This window comes from Anabaena sp. WA102, assembly GCF_001277295.1.
GTDB classification, from domain to species: Bacteria; Cyanobacteriota; Cyanobacteriia; order Cyanobacteriales; family Nostocaceae; genus Dolichospermum; species Dolichospermum heterosporum.
Genome location: NZ_CP011456.1, coordinates 4,253,320 through 4,276,494 on the forward strand (window position 1 = coordinate 4,253,320; position 23,175 = coordinate 4,276,494).

The following is a 23,175-nucleotide window of genomic DNA, read 5'->3' on the forward strand; positions in this document are numbered from 1 at the left end:
ACCTTATTAATACAAACTATTGATTTTTTGGAATTAAACTCATGCCAACCACATCAACTCTATCAACGGGAATTCTTCAATTTACCAAACCTACCTATAAAATCACTGAATCTGGTACTTGGGTAGGTGACAGAATAGCAGTTAGCCGTACTGGTGGTACATCTGGAATTGCAAGTGTCAAAGTAACTGCTAAAACCGAAAGTGCAACTGTAGGCAAAGATATTGAAAAAGTCAGCGTTACTCTAACCTGGGCAGATGGTGAAAGTGACAATAAATACGTTCCTGTGAGCGTGGTACAAGATGCTTACGAGGAAGGGGAAGAAACAGTTCAACTTATACTCGGTTCTATCAAAGGAGCTAAGTATGCTCCAGTGAAAACAGCCCAATTAATTATTGTGGATAGAGCGAGTGAAGCGATACCTTCGGTCAGCGTAGCTATCGCACCTAACCTTATTAAGGATGACACTCTGATTGCTCTTGTTCCCACTCTGGGCGGTCCAAAAGGAGTGAAGTTTGGTGATATTAAATCGCTCATTTTACAGTCAATTCCAAAACCCACACCAACACCAACGCCTCCGTCAGGTTCGTGGGTACAAGTGGCCGGAGAAGGGGGTGCTTTTACTGTCGGCGAGTCGCAGCGCGTTCGTTATGGACGCAACAACACCTGGATTGAAAAAACAGTGAGTGGGTCTGGGACTTGTGATGTCGCCTTCTTTGGTTCAGATCCCTTGTATGGTGTTGTCAAGGTCTGTGAGGTGTTTATTCCATCTACACCTGCACCAACGCCTACACCTACACCTACGCTTTTTGATAAATCCTACCAATTAAATATGGCTACTATGTTAGCCAATGGTTTGAGCATTTTGGCTAATAATATAACTGCTGGAATAGATTCATTAGGTGAGCATCTGTCCTTTGTCAAAAGATCATCTTCTTTAACCATTAAGGGTATAGAGGAAAACTTTAATGCAGATTTCGCCATAGAAATTAAATTAGCAATTGATCCCCAATATTCTAATATCATGGGAGTTGAGCCAGATGGATTATTAAATCTGCGCCCAGATGGCTCAAATTGGTGCTTTGATGTTGGTGTTGGGCAGAATAATGTCATCACAATCCCCAATTCTGTATCTGGTATTAATTCCCCAGACACTATCAAAATAATTAGATCCAATAATGTAGTAACACTGGATGTAAATGGAGTTTCAGCATCAAAACCAGTTACACAAACATACAACACTACAAACGGACTGGTTATAGGAAATTTCAATGGTTTTGACGGTAAATTATACGGATTAAAAATATTAACTCCGTAACGTTGAAATTGATTAATTAATCCTCTCAAAAAAATACCTCTATCCTTTTTGGACAGGGGTATTTTTGTACTATATAGGACTCCTATTTGATTTTTGATAGCTTGCGTGGCGTTAGCCATACAAGACTCAGTAGGTATCAATTCTGCTACTTTGCCTTTATTTTCTTGTCTGGCCTCTGCCTTGGCTGCTTTAGATTCATCCTTACCAAATATTGTTTCTTTAATTTGCTGAAGTATATTATTCAATTCTTCTTTGAGTTTGTTAAATAATCCTAGAAATATATTTACTAAATTGTCATTATCTTGTGGAAAGTCAGTTATGGCTTCAGAAAAGTTCTGTTCAGTTTTTTCTCTAACTGCAATAAAATGATTCCTGACTTCTTGGGGTACAGGATCTTCTTGTTCATCAAATCGGGACATTAAATCATCATAAGCAGCTAATACTTGTGCCTTCAAATCATCAACTTTATCTTGAAACCAATTTTTATTAGTCTCTTCAATGCTTTTGATTCTTAGAAAAATATCATCACTGTTATTTGTATAATTACTTTTGACAATATTTCCCCAATTCATAAATAAATTATTTACTTCTACTGCTGCTGTGTAATCGTCCGGTTTAGTAGCTTGACCAGCAAGTAAATCTAATTTATTCTCTCCTGATGCTTGGGGATTATCGTGAATTTTTGAATTAACTACTTTATTCACACCGTAGCAAGATTGCAAAATCTCAGTTGCAGCGAAACCAACCTCTTTATCTAATTCCTGTTCGGAGAAAAAATTTAAAATTCCTTTTATATCAGGAAGATTGTCTTTTGAATAAACAACAGGGTTTAATCCATCAAACCAGTCCTCTTTTCGTTGCAAAGCCTGAACAACATCATCGGGAACTTTCAACCCACCTTTATTAATCCAAATGCCGTCTGATATTTGATTTAATAATTCTTCTGGTGTCATAGTTTTACAGAATAACTATTTATGTATTATAACATAGTTCTGAAAAATATTAACACTATAACAGTGGAATTTACCGATAATTAAATGATGTTAGTTAACAATACCTTATACCTTCACCAAAGTCCTGAAACCCTATTGATATCGTCACGATTTTATTGGCTTTCAGTTAGATCATTATTAAGATTATTTCCTAATAAGCAGAAGTATTATCAACAGAGTGAGAGAGCTATGCGTCTTATTCTATGGGTATCTTAACTATTTTTTTCATCCTGTCAGGTATTGTTACATAAGACTATAATATGCGATTGGCATAGCTTTTATCTCTTTCACTACTTTCGGATCACTACCTAAATTTGCATAACGGACGATAAACCTGCTGATAGAACTCTAGGAATCACTCAGAGCAATAGCAATAACGCCAATATGCTTTTCTGATTCAATAATGTAGTTATAACAGGTGTCATTGTGAACAAAAAGTTATTACAATTTATTCATCAAAGTCCTAGTCAGCCGGAATTTAGTTCTGTAAAATATCGGCTCATGAAGCCTGAGTCTGGGTGCGGTTTGACTGATAAACAAGCTGATTGGGCGATCGCGCAATATATATGTTTTTTGATGTTGTTTTGGCTCTATCCTAATACCAATTATTTCGTTCCTAGTCAACTTATAGATCAAGTCTGGCATTGTCACCTGCTAGACACTCAAAAATACATGAAAGATTGTCAATTATTATTTGGCTCTTATATACATCATTTTCCCTCCTATGTCATCACTAAACTTCAAGCTGCTTTATTTCCGCACCCTGTTCTTGATCTAATTCTGGTAACTTTTTACCCAAAATTAGAACTGAAACCATCATTAATAAACTTGTCACCATAATCACACTGATTACATTCGGATCATTAAAATTGCTCGTACCTATTAACAATGCTGCGGCAAAATTACGTTGTGCAGTTCCTACTCCTAAAACTCTTTGAGTATCAATACCAGGACCACCCAATAAATAACCCACAGTAAAAGAGAATATAATAAAAATAGCACAAACAAAGATCACTCCAGTTTTCAATAAAACAATAATTTCATTGAAGTGTACTATCAACCTCACTCCTAAACCTAAAAGCAATCCAAAATTAGATATTTTGAAAGTAATTGTTTGGAGATTTAAAGCGATATCCTGATATGTTGCCTTAATTAATAACCCAATTCCCAATGGTGTTATCATCATCAATATTAAAGGTTTGGCAATATCCCAAGAATTGACTTCTACACCTTGCAAAACTAATGGTAATACAATTGGCATATAAAAAACAGTGCCGAACATTAACATCATCATTAACCCTGTAGAAAAAGCTAAATTACCCTTAACTATTTGGGCAAGTTTAGGTAAGGCTGGAGGACCTGATGCTAATGCCATAATTATCAAACCATCTTTCACAGGTTCATTAACAGGTATTACTTGCACCAGCAAATATACAAAAAGTGGCACTAAAACAAAATTTGTTAATAGCGATAAAACAACCAAACGGATATTACGAAGAGGTTGCCAAATCTGTTGTACAGTTAATTTTAAACCTGTACCAAACATAGTAGCAACAACAAAAGCCAAAAATGCAATTTTGTCAAGGATGGGGATAATTTCGTTCATAAATTTCTTATTTCGCGCCAATAGGCAAAGAAGAAAGGAATATTCAATATGATTCTGTTAAGCCTGAAACTCTTTTTTTAACGAACCACAGAGGCACAGAGGACACAGAGAGAAGAAAATAATTGAGTATGACTTTTAAAATATCCTCTCAATCTTTCTCTCTGCGCCTCTGAGTGAGACAACAATTACTTCAAATTTAAAGTAACCTTCTGTAAATTACCTGTGAATGCAAATGGTACTTGATAGGTTTCCACAATCGGAGTACCTGTATCTCGACCCACATCAAAAGTTTCATTTAAAGCCAAACGGTAGGGTAAAGTTTTTTCAATTCGACCCTCAGCCACCTGTTGATCATTAATGAATAACTTCCCTATTCCACCAGCACCAACTCCACCACCGTCATAATCAAAATTAAATTTGATTGTTGATTTACCTGATGCTAATTTTTCAGAAGATTGAATAATGTAGCGTTCGGAATTAGCAAAGTTGTAAACGTAAGTTGGTTTACTATCTTCGAGGAAAAATCCCCAACCAGCAAAACGTCCTCCTTGGGTTAATAGAACACCTTCTGCACCACTTTCTGGAATTTCCACATCAGCCGTAATGCTAAAAGATTTATTTTTCAGACTTGGGGCGCTACCTTCGGGAATACTAACTGCACCAGAATAGTAAGTAAAAGTTGTCCGTCCTGCGGCTGGGGAAGGACGACTTTGGACATCAAAACGTTCAGAAAGGCGATCATCTAATGGTAAAACTTTGTGTTTACGCGCTTCTGATAAAAATAACTTTTGCAGTTTTTGCAGTTTTTCTGGATTTTCAGATGCTAAGTTATTCGCTTCGCTAAAATCTTCATCAATGTTGTATAGTTCCCAAGGATCTTTCTCGAAGTCAGCATTAATTGTACCCTGCCAAGGTAATCGAGGATGACGAGCCGCAGCTATCCATCCATTATTATAAATAGCCCGGTTTCCGAACATCTCAAAATACTGAGTTTTACGCTCAGAAGCAGCTTCAGGATCATCAAAGGTGTAAAGTAGGCTAGTACCTTCAATCTTCTGTTGTTTCACACCATTAACTTTTGTAGGTGCAGTAATTCCCGCAGCTTCAAAAATAGTTGGCGTAATATCAATGACATGATGGAATTGGCTACGAAGTCCGCCTTGATCTTTAATGCGATCGCCCCATGCAATAATTAAGGGGTTACGAGTGCCACCAAAATGAGAAGCTATTTGCTTTGTCCATTGGAAGGGAGTAGTACCAGCCCAAGCCCAAGCTGCATGATAATGATTAAAGGTTTTGGGACTACCTAAATCATTTAAAGAAGCTAACAGTTGTTCTCGACTTTCGGGTACTTTATTGAAAACTTTTAATTCATTGACGCTACCTGCTAAACCACCTTCTGCACTAGCACCGTTATCACCAACAATGTAGAAAACTAGGGTATTGTCTAATTCCCCGATTTGGTCAATGGCATTAATTAATCTTCCTACTTCATGGTCTGTATATGCTAAAAAACCGGCAAATACTTCTATTTCATGGGCATAGATTTTTTGATCATCTGGAGATAAGGAATCCCACGCTGGTAATTCTTTCGGACGGGGAGTAAGTTGGGCATTAGCAGGAATTACACCCAATTGTTTTTGTCGGGCAAAGGTTTCTTCTCGTAATTTATCCCAGCCTTGATTAAACTTGCCTTGATACTTGTCTATCCAGATTTTAGGAGCGTGATGAGGTGCATGGGTAGCACCTGTAGCCAAATAGGTAAAGAAAGGCTTATCGGGGGCTATAGACTGTTGAGAATGAATCCAGCTAATGGCATGATCTACTAAATCTGGTGTCAAATGGTAATCAGGATTATTGGTTGGTGGTGCAATCCGCTTGGTATTTTCGACTAAAGCCGGACTCCATTGGTTAGTATCACCACCCAAAAAGCCGTAAAAATACTCAAATCCTAACCCTGTTGGCCAGCGGTCAAAGGGTCCAACCGCACTAGTTTCATAATCTGGTGTATTGTGCCATTTACCAAAAGCTGCGGTGTTATAGCCGTTTTGCCGTAATACTTCCGCTACAGTAGCAGCGCTCTTAGGTAAAATAGTTGTGTAACCAGGAAAGCCTGATGCTAACTCTGCAACTACACCTGTACCCACTGAATGATGATTGCGTCCAGTTAATAAAGCTGCTCTGGTAGGTGAACAAAGGGCTGTGGTGTGAAATTGGTTATAACGTAATCCTTTTTCCGCTAAATGAGTCAAATTCGGGGTTTCTATAGCACCACCAAAGGTACTCGCTTGCCCAAAACCCACATCATCCAATAATACTAATAATACATTGGGGGCTTTTTCCGGGGCTTTAATTGGTGCAGGAAAATCCGGTGTTGATTCTTTGTAAGTAATGCCGATTTTACCTTTAAAAGATGGTGGATTAATCGGTAATACTTTTCCTGTATCTGCTAGTGCGGGGCTAGTAGTGATTAGGAAAATGATGGAAAGAGATAATGCGATCGCTCGCAAAATTAAATTTAACATATTTTTTTCTCACGCAGAGACGCGGAGGCACAGAGAGGAATTAAGAGAGTGTTCTTTAATTCAGGTTTTTTACTAATCGAAAGCCGATATGAGTTGTTCCGGTATCGGGAGATTCTGATTCTCGTGCTGCTGGACGGTAGCGGCTACAATAGTTTGGCGCACATAGGTAAGAGCCTCCTTTGATGACATGAAGGGCAGTTTCTGTTGGTTTTTTGGGGTCAAAACTTTTATTTGGTCCAGTGGGGTTGACGCTGTGGGCTTTGTTGTCATGTCCTAAACTAAACCAGTCGGAAGTCCATTCCCAAACGTTGCCGGTCATGTCGTAAAGTCCATAAGCATTAGCTGGAAAAGAACCTACTTTTGCTGTTCCTACATAACCATCGGCTTTGGTATTAAAAAAGGGAAAGATTCCCTGCCAAGTATTGGCTTTTTTGGCAGAATATTGATTACCCCAGGTATAAGTTGCGCTGTCTAATCCACCACGAGCGGCGTATTCCCACTGTGCTTCTGTTGGTAGTAATTTTTCTGCCCATTGGGCGTAGGCTAGAGCATCTTCGTAGGCAATATGCACAACTGGATAGTTTTCTTTCTCTGTAATGCTGCTATCAGTCCCAAAAGGATGCTGCCAATTAGCACCGGGTGTCCAATGCCACCAACTGAGAAGTTGAACTTGCTTAACTCCTGGTTCGGGCATTTGAAATACCAGAGAACCTGGTAATCGCTGCTCATCTGGTAAGTCAGGAAACTGTTCTTTTGATAATGGACGTTCGGCAACTGTTACATAATTTGTGGCATTGACAAACTCAGCAAATTGGGCGTTTGTTACCTCATATTTATCAATGCAGAAGGAGCTAACTGTCACGTTTTCTCCTGTTCGCTCTTCCTCAAAACCAGAATCATCTGCTCCCATTTTGAATATACCTCCAGAAATCATTACCATTCCTGGAGGACAGGGATTAACGGTATCTGCTAATGCTGGTGAATTGGTGAATAGTGATATGAGTGCAACTACTTGAATTAGTAGCAATATTAGAAACCGCATTTTACGCCGTTGGGACTGTTAAACCGAGAATTTTAGCAAATCTCTCTACATAGAATTCTGTAGGATTAGCAACTTGTTGAATGGATTCACGTTGGCGCAAATTTTCCCACCATTGCTGCAATTTGGGTGTTTCTGTTGGCAGTGTAAAATTACGTAACTTTTCTAAAACTGGTAATCTTTCAAACCAAGGATAGAAGCTAATATCCACTAAACTCAGATTTTCTCCTAACCAGTAAGGACCATTACCAGAAAGTTTACCTAATCCTTCTTCCTCAATATATAAAAGAGACTCTAAAAACTCTCTTCGTCCTTGTTCTTGTTCCTGGGTATCTTTACCACGCAGTAATTTATTAAAAGCTGGGACTAAACGAGTATTAGCGTAGTCAATCCAAATTCTCGCAACTGCTTTTTTAGCAGGATCATGAGGTAACAAAGCGGGTTCAGGAAATACTTCTTCTAAATACTCATTGATAATTGCGGACTCATATATTTCTACATCTCCATGCTTAATCGCTGGAACTTTACCGTAACGAGAAATATTGGTAAAACCTTCTGGTTTGTGCTGTAAATCAATTTCAATGGGTGTAAAATCAATTCCTTTTTCCAGTAAAACCACACGAGTTCTTTGGGAGAAAGTAGAACCTTTAGTGTAATAAAGTTGAATGTTACTCATTTTGTTGATTAGGATTTGTGTGAATTTTTAGTTAATTGCAAAAATTAGTAGTTGCATGACAGCCAAAGATAGAAGTGAAGCAATTTCACTCCTACGATTTAAATTTTTTAACTGGCAAACTACCAGGGCTTTACATTAACTACGGTTTATTGGTCGGATTAGCGTACTATATTAGAAGTATTCCATAGTTTTTACTAAAAAACAAGTCTTTTAGCAAACATTCTTCTCCAAACATAGAGCCAAAATGCCCAACAATTTAACACTTGTCCATAGCTTGCTTCTTTTCAGTACCGCGTTTATTGCCGGGTCACTTAATGCTGTAGCGGGAGGTGGTAGTTTTATTACATTCCCCACCTTAATATTTACTGGTGTATCGCCAATTATTGCCAATGCTACAAATAATACTGCTTTATGGATTGCAGCTATGGCCAGTGCGGGTGCATATCGTCACAATTTACATATTCCGCGACGACAGCTTTTGATACTATGTATTACCAGTTTAATTGGTGGGGGAATTGGTTCTATTATTTTGTTATATACATCAGCGGATGTGTTTAAACAGCTACTTCCTTATCTGTTACTTTCAGCAACGCTGATATTTACATTTAGCGAACCCTTAAAAATGTGGCTACAATTTCAAAGCAAGAAATCATCATCAGAATCTCCACCTTTATTAATTCTCGTGATTGCACAATTAGCAATATCTATCTATGGAGGTTTTTTTGGTGCAGGTTTAGGAATTTTAATGTTAGCAACTTTAAGTTTTTTAGGTATTAAAAATATTCACACCATGAATGCTTTTAAGTCCTTTCTTGGTAGTTGTATCAACGGTATTGCTATTTTTCCTTTTATGTTCGCTGGTTTAATTGCTTGGCATCAGGCTATTTTAATGGCTGTGGGTGGTTCTCTTGGTGGTTATTTGTGCGCTCATTATGCTCGGAGATTAGACCCTCGTTTAGTGCGGATATTTGTAATTGTTGTTGGGTTTAGTATGACTACTTACTTTTTTATTAGGGGATAAATAATGAGAAAATGCAACGGATGTAACAACCGTTGCGACTTATCAGCCGATACATATAATTTATCTTATGAACGGCAGTATATTAAAGTCTTGATGAAGGTAAACTCAATTCAGATTGATTTCTTGACTGTCCTGAAGCATTTGTTGAAGATGAGATGAAAAATGGGATAACTCCTAGAATTGCTGAAATAATTATTGCTGTAATTGCGAGCCAAATTGAGTAAGCTGAAAATTCTGTTTGCGCTGAAGCAAATAAATCTTTACTCAAGGAAAAGCTGTCTTGAACCAGAAATGTTGAATAGCGTAATAAAACTTTACATATTGAAATAAACTTAGCCTATAAGTGCTATTTTTCATCTTATCCAAATAAGTTTTCTAAACCAATGAACATAACTTATTTCCTGACACATATAGGACTGAAGATAACGGAGTTTATCTAATAAAGTTTTGCCAAATTCTTGCGGTATTTCTATTAGTTGCAATATCAAATAAGCGATTAAACAGCACATTATCTGAATTCTAATTCCATTCTCATTCTTTGTCATAAGTCTGTCTAACTTGAGGTGCATTTTTAAGAATTTCCATAACAATTCAATTTGCCATCTTTGTATGTAAATTTCCATAATCTCTTGATTACTAACTTGCTCTTCTCCTTCATTTAATAAGTTTGTTGCTAAACGAAATTCACTCTTAGTTTCTATATCACAAAATGCTACTACTCTAATTTCCACTTCTCTTTCATCTTTGCCAACTTTACAATTACCATTTTCTAGCATTTCTAAAGTGACATTATTTTTAATTCTTAAGACAAAAGCTTTATTTTTTTGTTGTTTTAATTCAGATATTCTTTCGGAGGATGCAAATCCTCTATCCATTATCCCTACTCCTTTTGACGGAATTGCTTCTACTGTTTCTTGTCCATATTTATGGTCATGTCCTTGCCCAAAATGAATCACCATTCCACCAACTTCTGATGTCAAACTATCTAACCCACAAAATAGTTTTACTTGATGATATCCTTGACTCCATAATAATTTACTTGTTAATGTAATAATTGTTGAATCTATAGGAAATAATGCTTGGGTTTCTTCCTTTCCTTTTTTCTTTCTCAGTTGATTGTTTAATTCAGTTATTATCTCCAAAAATACTTGAGTATCTCTCTTTTTACTTGCCTTGGAAAAATTTGATATTTTTAAATCTATCCCTTGATTATTTAGTCTTTGAAATAAATCTCTCATACTCACTATACTTTTATCCATGACATACTGTAACCACACTGATACAAATGAAAATGTGTCCAGAACTGGATAATCTTTTTTGGGCAATGGTTTCAATATTGTTTTGACCACTTCTGGGAAATTCTTTAAGCGCATAATTTGATAATTCTTTATCTAGATTTTTTTAGATTGTATCAAATTATGGTACTTTTTTTTAATCTTTTCCTAACATTCAACACTTCTGGTCTTGAACAGTTCTTTCCAATTCTTTAATATCATTCTTCAATAATTGAATATCGTTTGTATAACCTGGGCTAATAGGTTCATTAGATATGTTTGAAATTTTCTCATTTTTAATTTCTCCACTAAAAAAATACTTTGCCCAATTAGCAATGGCAGAACGATTATCATATTCGTCTTCATAAATGAAAATCTGCCTCCTTCCATTAATACTACTCAATTTATCATTAGCTATTTTTTCATAAGTCTCAATGAGAAGTTTATACCGATAGAGTAGTGGAAGTTCTTGAAGAAGATAGATAAATCCTTGCTTTGCTTCAGACCAAGTTTTCAATTTCGATTTAATATGATGAAAAGGCTTTGAAAGCTCTGCGAAAGCATCAGATGACTGTTGAAAGCAATTGTTGGCTTGATCAACTTTTAAAGAAATATAATTTCGCCAATTTCCAATCTCAATACTTTGATATAAGTCGTGAGCTATGATCTGCAATATTTCTTTATGGCTGCCTATGTAAAAATTATATTTTTTCCCATACTCGACATAATCCAAAGACGTAACTGTGAGTAAATTTTGATCATTTATAGATATTTGCATTGATGGGTTTCCTTCAGCCTTTATTCCTAAAATTTGCCAGTCAGTTTTTAAGGCTGTGTAAAAATTACGAAATGTATAAACAGAATAAGGAAAATCCGGTTTAACTTTGATAATTGCTTTATTAAGAGACTGTATAGCTCTCGGATGAGACGGATAACTCATAAGAGAAATTGCGTCTTTTAGATGAAATTCATCATCAGTTATCTTTCGGCTAATTCTAAAAATTACTCCATCGAATATAATCTCCTCGCCTGATTTGTGTTTAGCATAAAAGTATCAGGGGAATCCTACATCGGAGTGATCTTCAACAATTTCTACCTTTATAAAGTCTTTATCTTCAATAGCTTTTTGTCTTAGTAGCTCAAATACTGCTGGTGAATTACGAAAAACATGAGTAGGACGATTCAAAATGTTTGTATTATCAACAAACTCAGATGAAACCTTAAACATATTGAGCGTAGTCCCATAATCTTCACATCTATCAAGAAAACAGATTGGGAAATAGCCCGTACAGTGTAATTCAATACCTCGGAATGGTGGTTTACTGAGAGCATTCATATCAATTAGGTTTAGATGGAAGATTAAATATAAGTGTACACGGTAGATTTCTGTTGGTCAAACCTTGCCATGGCAGAAGGTAAGATACCGGGTTTTCTCTCGCGTAAGCGACAAGATAAGCGATCGCTATGTTCAAACTTTAGACATCGTTTTATATCAGATATGATATAAATACAATATGGAAGCTCAAAGTAAACCCTTAATTTGGTTGCATGGTGAAGTTAAAACCCCACCTTTCAGTCAAGAAGCACGAATAGAAGCTGGTGTTCTGCTCAGGCAATTACAGGAAGGTGAATCCATTGGGTTGCCACATTCACGCCCTATGTCAAGTATAGGAACTCACTGTCATGAATTACGTATTCGAGATGCAGATAAAAACTGGAGGATTATTTATCGAATTGATGATGATGCAATCTTGATTATTGAAGTCTTTAATAAAACAACCAGAACAACATCCAAGAAAGTGATGGAAATTTGTAAAAAGCGATTGAGCAAATACGATAATGATCAACAGGAGTAATGTGATGGATCAAGCTAAGAAAGAACGTTTAGAATCTAAAGGCTGGAAAATTGGCACAGTTTCCGATTTTTTGGAGTTAACAACTGAAGAAAGTATCTTTGTGGAAATTAAACTAGCTCTCAGTAAAAACTTGAAGGAACGTCGCCAAAAATTGATGACTCAAAGTGAACTGGCTACTAAAATTAGCTCCAGCCAACCTCGAATTGCTAAAGCTGAAAATGGCGATGCTTCAGTTTCAATTGAATTATTAGTTCGGGCAATTTTAGCCACTGGTGCAACTCCTCAAGATATTGGCCAGGTTATTTCAGGTGTGAAGTAAAAAAAATGATGAAAATGTGTTAGTTTGTGTTCCTTGTATGATAAGAAAAATGGAAAAATGATCCTTTCTTTTAACAGGAGTTAATCATGACTATTTCCTTAGATAAAATCACCTACAGTCAATTATTAGTAGAATATCAACCCAAAGTCATCACCACCGAAGCAGAATATGATCAAGCATTAGAAACTGTGGAAAAATTAATGGCTGATCAACAACGTACACCAGAACAAACTGCTATCCTACAATTATTAGTCACTCTCATTGAAGAATTTGAAACTAAATACTATCCTATTGAACAATCATCTCCCCATGCAATGCTAGAACATTTAATGGATGCTAGGGGAATTAAACAATCTGATTTAGTAGGAATTATTGGTTCTAAAGGCGTGGTTTCTGAGGTTGTGAATAGAAAAAGAGCAATTAGTAAAGCTCAAGCAAAAGCTTTAGGAGAACTTTTTAATGTTTCTCTAGCATTGTTTATTTAATAATAAAACTCGCTATTATTTTCTCTAATCTGTCTAGTTGAAGCTAGTAATTTGTAATTGGCAATTGGCAATTGGTGATAAAATTCCTGTTTTCATCCTGGACATCCTGATTTTGAGAATATGAAGCAAAGAGTCGTTGGAAACTCACGATAGTAATTTAATTACTGAGTCTCCAAATCAATCTGCTGAAAGCCCTTAGTTATTTATTAATCAAGGCTTCTTCCTGTGGCAGAAATCCACCCGCTTGCATTTGCCATAATCTGTAATAAGCTCCACCCTTAGCCAATAACTTAGAGTGAGAACCATCTTCAATAATGCGACCATGATCAAATACCAAAATTCTGTCTAAATGCGCGATAGTAGATAAACGATGTGCCACCACAATTACCGTTTTTCCATTCATTGCTGTGTCTAGGGTATTTTGAATCGCTTTTTCCGTAATGGAATCAAGGCTAGAAGTTGCTTCATCTAAGATTAAGATAGGTGCATTTTTGAGGATAACGCGAGCGATCGCAATTCGTTGTCTTTGTCCCCCAGAAAGTTTAACACCACGTTCCCCCACCAAAGAATCATAACCCTCCCTCATCTGGGCAATAAAATCATCAGCATAAGCTTTCCGTGCTGCTTCTATCAGTTCCGCTTCTGAAGCTTCTAAACGTCCATAAAGAATATTTTCCAACAAAGTCCGATGGAACAGAGAAGGATCTTGAGGAATCAGGCTAATTTGCGAATGTAGGGCTTCCTGAGTCATATCTTTGATATCCACCCCATCAATTAATATTTGTCCCGATTGGGGGTCAAATAAACGCAAAATCAAATTTACAAAACTAGATTTTCCAGAACCAGAAAAACCCACCAATCCGACGCGCTCTCCTGGTTGAATGGTGACAGAGAGATTAGTGAATACAGTTTTCTCTGATGAGTAGCCAAAATGCACCTGCCGAAACTCAATACTACCTTTAGTGATGGCATGATCTATGGCATTATCCCGATCTATGATTTCATGGGGTTGAATAATAGTATTCACACCATTAGCTACATTACCAATATGTTCAAAAAATTCTAAAAACCGTTTGCTTAAATTGCGGGCTTCACTAATGATTAAAAGTGATAAACTGGTTGCAACAACGAAGTCAGCCGTAGCAATTTTTCCTTGACTCCAAAGAGAAAGTGAGTAATACAATGTGCCGATTTTCAGAACGGCTGCTGAGATAAACTGAAACCAGCGGATTCGTTCAGAATACCAGTTAGACTTTCTTACCTCTTTGAGTTCACTCTTTAATTGGTCATTCAAATAGCGGCGTTCAAAACCCAAACGAGCAAAAAGTCTGCTACTGGTGAGATTTGTCACCGAATCTACAATAATGCCAGTGGTTTCACTTCTAGCGCCGGCGGCTTTCCGGGCATAAATTCGGCAACGAGTCGCCAACCAGAAGGAAATACTGATAAACAAAACTGCCCAAATTCCCACAAATGCAGCTAGAGGAGGATAGGCACGATAGAGTAATGCCGTAGAAACGATATAGACGATAATTACTGGCATAAATTCAGTAATCATCATTTGCATGGTTTGGGTGACACCCAAAGAAGTTTCTGCAATACGATGGGCTAATGCTCCAGCAAAACTACTGCTAAGATAGCGATGGGAATGTTGTTGTAAATAGGCATATAGCGATCGCACAATATGCTGTCTGTGGATAGGATGGAGAATAGTTTGTAACAATCCCGCAGAACGTCCAAATACTACCTCACCTATACTTAAGGACGTGAACAGGATCAGGGGTTGTTTCAAGCTATCAAAAATGAGTTTGCTGTCTCCTGTAGAGCGTGTGACACTGCGGATCATTTCGCCGATCGCATAGGGTAACATAATCCCACAGGTGGCGTGTATGATTTCCAGAGACACCATTAACACATACCACCAGCGGAACTGATTAACGAAATGACAAATAAATTGGAAGGGAGTATCTGGTAATTCTGGCGCATTAGGAGCGCGTTGAAAAGATTTAGAAAGTTTGATTTTTTTCATCATTTTATCTGCTGTAAAAAATAAAAATAGACGGCTGGAACAACCGTCCGGTAAAGTTTAATAAAATCATCCAAAAGCCACCTAACGCAGAGAATCTCCCCTACGATATTCTGCGGTGATATCGTCTAATTTTTGTTTCAAATTGTCATCAAGTGTTACTTCCAAAGCCTTGAGACTGTCAAAAAGTTGTTCTGGACGACTAGCACCAATGATGGGGGCTGTAATAATCGGATTGGCCAGAACCCAAGCTAAAGCTAGAGTAGTGAGAGATAATCCTGCCAAATCCGCCACTGTACGTAATTCTTCCACAGTATTGAACTCACGGTCATGCCAATAACGCTCCTGATAACGTTCTGCGGCTGCACCCAATGTAAAACGAGTACCTGTGGTGGGTCCTTCAGTCAGATTATGTTTACCTGTCAGCAGTCCACCTGCTAAAGGATTGTAGGGAATTACAGCCTGTCCTTCTTCTTGCGCTAGGGGTAATAATTCTCGCTCAATTTCCCGGAATAAGAGATTATAGCGGGGTTGAATGGAGACAAAGCGAGTCAAATGACGGACATCTGCGCGACCTAAAGCGCGGGCTAGTCGGTAAGCTAAGAAATTGGAAACCCCGATATAGCGGACTTTACCAGCCCGAACTATTGTATCGAGTGCTTCTAGAGTTTCATCGAGGGGAGTTGAAGCATCATCAGAATGCAATTGATACAGGTCAACATAATCAGTTCCCAATCGTCTCAGGGAAGCATCAATGGCATCGAGAATATGTTTGCGTGAAGATCCCTGATCCCAAGGTGCAGAACCGACTTTACCGACGGCTTTAGTAGCAACAATAAAATGTTCGCGTTTGCCTTTTAACCAGCGGCCAATGATTTCCTCTGTTCGTCCAGCAGTGGGTAGTCCACCACCAAGGGGATAAACATCGGCTGTATCGAGAAAGTTGATTCCAGCTTCGGCTGCGGTATCGAGGATTTTTATAGAGGTTTCTTCATCGGTTTGTAGTCCGAAGGTCATTGTCCCGAGAACGAGTCGGGAAACGGTGAGTCCGGTTTGACCGAGTTTGGTGGTTGGTAATGTCATAGAATGTTAGTTGTAGAATTTTTATCTCACGCAGAGGCGCTCCAGGCACGGAGAAATAGAGATGCAAGAGTATGGTCTAAATATATGTACCAAATTAATTTGAAGCTGCATAAAATAAGATATCAATAATAATTGACCGCAGATAAACGCAGATGAACACAGATAAAGAGGGATAAATTTATTGATTTCATAATTCTGTGCAGCCTCATATAATATTTGGTATAAGGGTGTTGCTCTTACAATTCTCTGATTCAACTTACTACAGCCGGCTGGCGACTACTTTGTGAAACTAGCCATTGTTGCAATGTTGGGTTACTGTAAACTTCATCAGCAATAAAATGATCGCCTTGAGGCAATATAGTAAAATCTACTTTTGTTCCTGCTTCGCGTAGGGTATCAACAACATTTTGTGTACCCTCAATTGAAAGTTTTTCGTCTTTTGCACCTTGGAATATTTGGATGGAAATTTCTTTGAGTGCAGCTAGTTGGGTTGCTTCTAATGTTTGGGGTACACGACCTGATGTAGCTACCAAACCAGCAAAGCGTCCAGGATAGGAAGCGGCGATATGCCAAGCTCCAGCAGTGCCTAAGCTGAATCCAGATATGATCACACGGGATGGATCTATGGAATGGGTGGCAATGATATGATCAAGTAAAGCAATTACATCTTCGGCTCTATCTACCCAAGTTTGTCCTTCAGGAAGTTGAGGAGCAACAAAGACGTAGGGTAAGGATGCTGATGAATCTACGAAAAGAGGGAAACCCCATTTTAGTAAAACATTAATATCTGTTCCTCTGTCTTTTGCTCCATGCAGAAATAATACTAGAGGGGCGGGTTTATTGGTGTTAGCAGGGGAGAAAATATAAGGTAATGAACTATTGCTGGTGTCGTGGGATCTTTTTTCAACTGACATAGTTTTAAATCCTCAAATGTGGGTTCGCAAATACCTGACAATAAACATCTGGTGAAAATTAAATCTACATTTTCCAGAAGCCTTGTAAAGAAGTTAAGTGGAACGTCTACGATCTAATCTTCTCTCTTCTTAATTTCTCCGTGTCCTCTGTGCCTCTGTGGTTCGTTTTCTTCATTATCTATTGATGTAGAGACGTTCCATGGAACGTCTCTACCCTAGTGGTTTACAAGGTCATTTACACAGCTACTAATTCCTTTTCTACTGGTTGAGATTCGGTTTTAGGTAGTTTGGATTCTACTGCTGTACCTTTGAAGAAATCAGGGTTAGCTTGGGTGTAGAATTTATAAGGATTGCCGAATACATAAGCCTTGAAGTCATCTTCGGAAATCACGCCTTCTCTGACCAAATCCCAGCTTTCAGCTAAAGGTGCGGTAAGATCGGGTACATCCCAGTGACCAACATCGGAGGAGCATATTTGCCGATTTCAGGAAATTGCTCGGCTGGGTATTTATCAGCGATCGCCTTAATTGGACGTTTCACACCACCAGGAATATTTGCAACTTTCAAACCTAGTGTATTTACCGCAAATTCTAACTCTTCAATCGCTTCTTGGGGAGTAGTCATGGGGATACCAGCTACTACAGTCAAGCGATCGCTATATTTGCGATAAATATCAGCATGATAGTGATTGATTGCCCGTTGCAATAATTGCCGATTCTCCTTACTTGCACCAGCAGCAGCTAAGGCATTATTGGGGAATAGTACCGAATAGTCTGAGCCTTGTTCCGCTTGCCGTTCGTAGAGTAATGCGGGGAGAGTGTAAGTAGCCAAATCTAGGGTATTACGGGTAACTCTAGCCCACCAAGGAGATCGAATTGTGCGGTTACTCTGACGTTCTTCTGGAGTTTGTTGATACCAGTCCTTACCTTCACTCTTGGGATTGAGACGAGAAGATTCAGCCTTGCGTAATTCATCTACCAGCTTCACACCGCCGTAGTGAGCTATATAATCCTCAAGAGCAGGAGTAAAGTCATTAGTGTGAACATCAGTATCAATGACAGGATAATCGAGATTAGCTCTAACTGCGGCGGAAGGAGAGCTTTTCAATTTGCTATATTTAGTCATATTTTCCTTAGAAAAGTTACAAGACAACTTAGATCCCTGACTTCTCAAACAATTGCAGAATCTAAAAGTTATGAATTTTCAAGAAATCGGGAATCTGTGGGAGATTGTGCTGTTGATTTTGACTTGAGTGTTGAACGTGAGATTGAAGATTCTTGTCTTTTAAACAAGCTTAACTTTCCGATAGTTTGCATGGACTCCGGTAGGCTTTTAACGTCTGTGCTGACGGGATGGTTTAGATCCCCGACTTCTCAAAGAAGTCGGGGATCTGTAGGAATCATTTACGCAAATGCCAATGTTTTTTCCTGTTGTTGAACAGCAAAACGATTAGCTGGACGACGTAAACCAAGGTTTTCACGCAAGGTGCTACCCTCGTATTCAGTGCGAAATAATCCGCGTTTTTGCAGAACAGGAACGACTAAATTCACAAACTCATCCAATCCTGTAGGTAAGATAGGTGGCATAATATTAAAACCATCCGCCGCACCATTGATAAACCATTCTTCTAATTGATCAGCGATGGTTTCAGGAGTACCCAAAATGGTACGATGACCCCGCGCAGTCGCCAAAGATAGATACAATTGACGTAAGGTAAGACCGCCACGATTAGCTAAATCCTTCACCAGTTTTAAGCGACTCTTATTATTATTAGTATCACTAGGCAATTCTGGCGCTAAATCATCAAAAGAGTATTGTGATAAATCCACGCCTTTGTAATAATTTTTGAGAATGCCCCAAGCTACATCGGGATGAATTAAAGATTGCAAAAACTCATATTTTTCCTGAGCTTCTTCTTCCGTTCGCCCTATGATGGGAAAAGCACCAGGCATGATTTTAAGATCATCTGGAGAACGTCCATATTTCGCCAACCGCCCTTTAACATCCGCGTAAAATTCCTGAGCATCGGCTAAAGTTTGATTAGCTGTAAAAATTACCTCAGCAGTTCGTGCGGCTAAATCTCTCCCTGGTTCAGAAGCACCAGCTTGAACAATAACTGGATAACCTTGGGGTGGACGGCTAACATTTAACGGACCCCTAACAGAAAAATGTTTGCCCTTGTGATTCAATGTGTGCAGTTTGTCGGCATCGAAATAAACACCAGATTCTCTATCTCTGATAAAGGCATCATCTTCCCAACTATCCCACAATCCTTGCACCACTTCCACAAACTCTTCAGCCCGTTCATAACGTTGGCTGTGTTCTGGATGATGTTCCAGTCCAAAATTAGCCGCCGCATTCTCATTCCCTGTGGTGACTACATTCCATCCTGCCCGGCCATTACTCAAATGGTCTAGGGAAGCAAACTTCCGTGCCAATGTGTACGGTTCTTCGTAGGTAGTGGAAGCAGTGGAAATAAAACCGATGTTTTTGGTAACGGAGGATAAAGCCGAAAATAGAGTAACAGGCTCGAAATGGGCAATTTTACCGTTACGACTTTGAGTTTCAGGAGAACCACCCCAAATTCCTGGACTATCTGCTAAAAAAACAGCATCAAATAACCCCCGTTCCGCAGTTTGAGTAATTTCCTTGTAATGCTCAAAATTCAAACCTGCATCTATTTGTGTATTCGGGTGTCGCCAAGCAGAAATATGATGACCAGTAGCTTGAATAAATGCACCTAACCGAAACTGACGTTTTGCGCTCATATATTTTTATCTTTGTATGGTGTAATTGCAAATTGGCTCAACCTGAGATTTAAAATCTAAAACTTTGCGCCTTTGCTCCTTTGCGTCTCTGCGCGAAACCCAATTATTTAAACTGCTGCTAATACCTTTTGATATTGATTAACTGGACGAGATAAACCCAGATTTTCACGCAGAGTTGTTCCTTCATACTCAGTACGGAATAAGCCCCGCCGTTGTAATTCAGGAATTACCAAGTCAACAAAATCATCTAGTCCACCAGGAAGATAAGGAGGCATAATGTTAAAGCCATCAGCAGCATCATTGACAAACCAGCTTTCTAGTTGATCTGCAATCTGCACTGGTGTCCCAATAATTGTCCAGTGACCACGCGCTCCCGCAATCCATTGATAAAGCTCACGAATGGTAAAATTGTGTTTGCGGGCAATATCAATTAATAATGCTTGGCGGCTTTTGTTATCATTGGTTTCTGGTAAATCTGGCAGTGGTTCATCAAGGGGATAAGAGGAAAGATCCGTGCCTATAAGTCCCTGTAATAAAGCTAAACCAACTTGAGGATGAATTAAATCCTGTAGTTCCTGATACTTGGCTTTTGCTTCTGCTTCTGTAATCCCAACTACGGGAAAGACACCCGGCATAACTTTGAGTTGGTCTGGTGTGCGGCCATATTTTGCTAATCTACCTTTAACATCTGCATAGAAGGCTTGAGCATCTTCTAGAGTTTGTTGAGCAGTAAATATAACTTCCGCAGTTCTACCAGCCAGTTCTTTTCCATCTTCAGAAGAACCTGCTTGGACAATTACAGGATAACCTTGGGGCGGACGGGCAATATTCAATGGTCCGCGCACGGAGAAGAATCTACCTTTATGGTTCAGTTCATGTATTTTATTAGGGTCGTAGTAAAAAGCTGTTTCCTGATCACGAACAAAAGCGTCGTCTTCCCAACTATCCCACAAACCTTTGACTACATCAATAAATTCATGGGCGCGAATATAGCGATCTGCGTGAATAGGATGGTTTTCCAAACCGAAATTACCGGCTGTTTCACTACTACCAGTTGTGACTACATTCCAGCCTGCTCTTCCTCCAGAAATATGATCTAAGGAAGCAAATTTGCGTGCGAGAATATACGGATCTTCATAAGTAGTAGAAGCAGTGGCGATAAAACCAATCTTCTCTGTCACCGCAGACAAGGCTGAGAAGAGGGTGACAGGTTCAAAGTCGCCACCGAAGGCTGTGCGTCCTTCCGCACCACGGCGTTGTTGTAAGGCTAAACCGTCGGCGAGAAAAAATGCGTCGAATTTACCGCGCTCGGCTGTCTGGGCTATCTGCTTATAATGCTCAAAATTGAGAGCGCCATTACTCCGTGCTTGGGGATGTCGCCAAGCTGCAACGTGCTGACCTGCTCCGGGTAAAAATGCACCTAGTCTTAGTTGTTTTTGTTGTTTGCCCATATCAGACTCCAAGTAATATTTTTTACTAAATGAATATAGGATGATAATGATTTTCTGGGATAGCAGTTGTCAGTTATGCCACTGTAACTGCTGCATATTTAGTTATTAGCAAAGCTTTTTCAACTCCTTAGCCATAGCTGTACGCATTAGCGTTAGTGGTGGGTTATTAATAAACTACTGTATCTCGACTGATTTATCGTACATTAATAGTAGAATCTCACAACTCTCATGAAAAAGCAAGTACCTTTTAAGAAAAAATTGATTAACTAAATTTGTTAGCAGCTAATTGTTAGATATTCTAAGTATTTGATGACTCTACAGTGTGCAGTGTGTACGACCGCTCAATTTGAATACAGCGTATAGTTCAAATGCACTATTTAACTACTGAGTGCAAATACAGTAGAGTTTGGGAGGTGTTGAATCACTTCTTTGCTATCCTGCCAAAATGACTCATGGTTCACTTCCAGAACCAGAAAGACTTAAACGGGGTATTAAGGATAATTTGGTCAGGTTGTCAGTCGGAATTGAGCATTATCTAGATTTGCAAGCTGATTTAGAAAATTCTCTATCTTGATAATCAGCAATAAGATAGAGAGAAAAAAGGCAGAAGTGTATTAGTAAAAGTTAATAATTTCTGCTTTTATAGAAAAAATTAACGCTGTTTTTTGTCTTATATTAAGAAATAATAAATATCAATATTTTCTAATAAATCAATATGTATAGATATATCTAATTGAAAAGCTGATAACTTTACTGAATCAAAAATTTTAAAATAAAGTTTGTAACCCTTATTTAATCAGAACTTCATCAAAAAAATATCATTAATTTATCTAGCAATGCTACACAAACTCCGACAATTCTATCGGAATTATCAATTTTAATTTAGAGTTGCATACCCATTGATTTTTGAAAAACTTTTAATTAGCGTTGTAATTAGTCCGGCTCAGGACTGAAGATACATATCAAAAAATCAAGGAGTATTTAGTATGATGATGATGATGACTAAATCTATGACTAATGAAATGCAAATATGCGTGAACGCTTGCATGGAATGTCATAAAATGTGCCTAGAAACCATGACTTACTGTATGACTAAAGGTGGTAAGTACATGGATATAACCATGATGATAATGCTGCGAGATTGTGCAGAAATGTGCATGATGTGTACAAATATGATGATGGCTGGTTCTGAGTTCAGCGATCGCACTTGTATGTTGTGTGCGGAAATGTGCGATCGCTGTGCAATAACCTGCGAAAAAATGAGCGATGATAGCAAGATGATGGAATGTGCTGCTGCTTGCCGTAGATGTGCAGAATCGTGCAGATCCATGCAAATGATGCCTGTTTAATTATTCTTTACTTGCAGAAGTTTATCTGCGACCCAATGGTCAAACGCTCAGGCTATAATCAGTCTGGGCGTTTGTAGCTTTTTGTTCAAGATTTGACATAAATAGTTTTTACCCCTGTTGTCTGAACATTAATATTAACATTCATATTTTTACGCAAAACATTAAAGATTGCAGTCAAATTATCCATAGTTGGATTACCTTTTGCGGATAACATTCGATGTAAACTCTTGCTTGGTTTAGAAGTTTCAATTGCCAACTGTTCAAACCCTACTGTTGCATTGACAATATCTCTTAAAATCAGTCTTGCTGTTTCTGGTTCACCATTGAGAAAGAGAGAAATAGCTTCATCAAGTAGAGCGATCGCAAACTCAGGATCTCTTTGTACCCGTGCGTTAACAGTTTCTGTAAAGTCTCTAGTAAGTGCCATAATAATTACCTCTTTTCTCTATTATCGTTGTCAGTTGCTTGCTCTTTA

At 38.3% G+C, this 23,175-nt stretch carries 20 protein-coding genes and 2 pseudogenes; 7 read left to right on the forward strand and 15 right to left on the reverse strand.

Annotated features, from left to right (window positions below):
* Positions 1–41: 41 nt before the first annotated feature.
* Positions 42–344: pseudogene (locus tag AA650_RS29500) on the forward strand (Calx-beta domain-containing protein); the annotation flags it as partial.
* Between the two features lie 473 nt (positions 345–817).
* Here the strand turns inward: AA650_RS29500 and AA650_RS28790 are convergent.
* The 5 genes from AA650_RS28790 to AA650_RS18625 all read right to left on the reverse strand — a co-directional run bounded on the left by AA650_RS28790 (position 818) and on the right by AA650_RS18625 (position 8,154).
* Entirely contained in the window at positions 818–2,269 is a 1,452-nt protein-coding gene (locus AA650_RS28790) for a hypothetical protein (RefSeq protein ID WP_053540151.1), read from the reverse strand.
* Positions 2,270–3,041: 772 nt separating this feature from the next.
* Positions 3,042–3,914: a bile acid:sodium symporter family protein gene (locus tag AA650_RS18610; protein WP_053540152.1), complete on the reverse strand. Its 873-nt coding sequence runs from the start codon at positions 3,912–3,914 to the stop codon at positions 3,042–3,044.
* Between the two features lie 185 nt (positions 3,915–4,099).
* Positions 4,100–6,439, reverse strand: coding sequence for an arylsulfatase (locus AA650_RS18615; RefSeq protein WP_053540153.1), 2,340 nt, complete (start codon positions 6,437–6,439; stop codon positions 4,100–4,102).
* Positions 6,440–6,494: 55 nt separating this feature from the next.
* The gene (locus AA650_RS18620; protein WP_053540154.1) at positions 6,495–7,481 is read right to left on the reverse strand and encodes a formylglycine-generating enzyme family protein; all 987 of its coding nucleotides are present in this window, start codon (positions 7,479–7,481) and stop codon (positions 6,495–6,497) included.
* A gap of 1 nt (position 7,482) precedes the next feature.
* Complete coding sequence (locus tag AA650_RS18625) at positions 7,483–8,154, reverse strand: glutathione S-transferase family protein (RefSeq protein WP_053540155.1); 672 nt, start codon at positions 8,152–8,154, stop codon at positions 7,483–7,485.
* A gap of 244 nt (positions 8,155–8,398) precedes the next feature.
* Between AA650_RS18625 and AA650_RS18630 the strand changes: the two genes are divergently transcribed.
* On the forward strand, positions 8,399–9,175 hold the full coding sequence (locus AA650_RS18630) for a sulfite exporter TauE/SafE family protein (protein WP_053540156.1): 777 nt from the start codon (positions 8,399–8,401) through the stop codon (positions 9,173–9,175).
* A 353-nt stretch (positions 9,176–9,528) separates the two neighbouring features.
* Here the strand turns inward: AA650_RS18630 and AA650_RS18635 are convergent, their stop codons facing one another.
* The 3 genes from AA650_RS18635 to AA650_RS18645 all read right to left on the reverse strand — a co-directional run bounded on the left by AA650_RS18635 (position 9,529) and on the right by AA650_RS18645 (position 11,785).
* Positions 9,529–10,548: a transposase gene (locus AA650_RS18635; RefSeq protein ID WP_053537527.1), complete on the reverse strand. Its 1,020-nt coding sequence runs from the start codon at positions 10,546–10,548 to the stop codon at positions 9,529–9,531.
* A 76-nt stretch (positions 10,549–10,624) separates the two neighbouring features.
* Positions 10,625–11,389: a hypothetical protein gene (locus tag AA650_RS18640; protein ID WP_053540157.1), complete on the reverse strand. Its 765-nt coding sequence runs from the start codon at positions 11,387–11,389 to the stop codon at positions 10,625–10,627.
* Between the two features lie 114 nt (positions 11,390–11,503).
* Complete coding sequence (locus tag AA650_RS18645; RefSeq protein ID WP_053540158.1) at positions 11,504–11,785, reverse strand: hypothetical protein; 282 nt, start codon at positions 11,783–11,785, stop codon at positions 11,504–11,506.
* Positions 11,786–11,963: 178 nt separating this feature from the next.
* On the opposite strand from AA650_RS18645, the gene AA650_RS18650 reads away from it, so the two are divergent.
* The 3 genes from AA650_RS18650 to AA650_RS18660 all read left to right on the forward strand — a co-directional run bounded on the left by AA650_RS18650 (position 11,964) and on the right by AA650_RS18660 (position 13,109).
* Entirely contained in the window at positions 11,964–12,305 is a 342-nt protein-coding gene (locus AA650_RS18650) for a type II toxin-antitoxin system RelE/ParE family toxin (protein WP_053540159.1), read from the forward strand.
* A gap of 4 nt (positions 12,306–12,309) precedes the next feature.
* Positions 12,310–12,624, forward strand: a complete 315-nt coding sequence (locus AA650_RS18655; RefSeq protein ID WP_053540160.1) for a helix-turn-helix domain-containing protein — start codon at positions 12,310–12,312, stop codon at positions 12,622–12,624.
* Between the two features lie 86 nt (positions 12,625–12,710).
* Positions 12,711–13,109 (forward strand): helix-turn-helix domain-containing protein, encoded by a 399-nt coding sequence (locus tag AA650_RS18660; RefSeq protein WP_053540161.1) that lies wholly within the window; start codon positions 12,711–12,713, stop codon positions 13,107–13,109.
* Positions 13,110–13,308: 199 nt separating this feature from the next.
* Here AA650_RS18660 and AA650_RS18665 read toward each other — a convergent pair whose 3' ends face one another.
* The 6 genes and pseudogenes from AA650_RS18665 to AA650_RS18690 all read right to left on the reverse strand — a co-directional run bounded on the left by AA650_RS18665 (position 13,309) and on the right by AA650_RS18690 (position 21,351).
* Positions 13,309–15,141, reverse strand: a complete 1,833-nt coding sequence (locus AA650_RS18665; RefSeq protein ID WP_053540162.1) for an ABC transporter ATP-binding protein — start codon at positions 15,139–15,141, stop codon at positions 13,309–13,311.
* 78 nt (positions 15,142–15,219) lie between these two features.
* Positions 15,220–16,218, reverse strand: coding sequence for an aldo/keto reductase (locus AA650_RS18670; RefSeq protein ID WP_053540163.1), 999 nt, complete (start codon positions 16,216–16,218; stop codon positions 15,220–15,222).
* A gap of 251 nt (positions 16,219–16,469) precedes the next feature.
* Positions 16,470–17,132, reverse strand: a complete 663-nt coding sequence (locus tag AA650_RS18675; RefSeq protein ID WP_039203915.1) for a PHB depolymerase family esterase — start codon at positions 17,130–17,132, stop codon at positions 16,470–16,472.
* Positions 17,133–17,367: 235 nt separating this feature from the next.
* Positions 17,368–18,257: pseudogene (locus AA650_RS18680) on the reverse strand (hypothetical protein).
* Between the two features lie 278 nt (positions 18,258–18,535).
* Positions 18,536–19,900: an LLM class flavin-dependent oxidoreductase gene (locus AA650_RS18685; RefSeq protein ID WP_053540165.1), complete on the reverse strand. Its 1,365-nt coding sequence runs from the start codon at positions 19,898–19,900 to the stop codon at positions 18,536–18,538.
* A 107-nt stretch (positions 19,901–20,007) separates the two neighbouring features.
* Complete coding sequence (locus AA650_RS18690) at positions 20,008–21,351, reverse strand: LLM class flavin-dependent oxidoreductase (protein WP_053540166.1); 1,344 nt, start codon at positions 21,349–21,351, stop codon at positions 20,008–20,010.
* Positions 21,352–21,757: 406 nt separating this feature from the next.
* Here AA650_RS18690 and AA650_RS26855 point away from each other — a divergent pair, with 406 nt between their 5' ends.
* Together AA650_RS26855 and AA650_RS18695 are read left to right on the forward strand one after the other, a co-directional pair.
* On the forward strand, positions 21,758–21,925 hold the full coding sequence (locus AA650_RS26855; protein ID WP_257720877.1) for a PLP-dependent transferase: 168 nt from the start codon (positions 21,758–21,760) through the stop codon (positions 21,923–21,925).
* Positions 21,926–22,337: 412 nt separating this feature from the next.
* The gene (locus tag AA650_RS18695; protein WP_053540167.1) at positions 22,338–22,700 is read left to right on the forward strand and encodes a four-helix bundle copper-binding protein; all 363 of its coding nucleotides are present in this window, start codon (positions 22,338–22,340) and stop codon (positions 22,698–22,700) included.
* An 85-nt stretch (positions 22,701–22,785) separates the two neighbouring features.
* On the opposite strand, the gene AA650_RS18700 is transcribed toward AA650_RS18695, so the two are convergent.
* Complete coding sequence (locus AA650_RS18700) at positions 22,786–23,127, reverse strand: helix-turn-helix domain-containing transcriptional regulator (RefSeq protein WP_053540168.1); 342 nt, start codon at positions 23,125–23,127, stop codon at positions 22,786–22,788.
* Between the last annotated feature and the right edge of the window lie 48 nt (positions 23,128–23,175).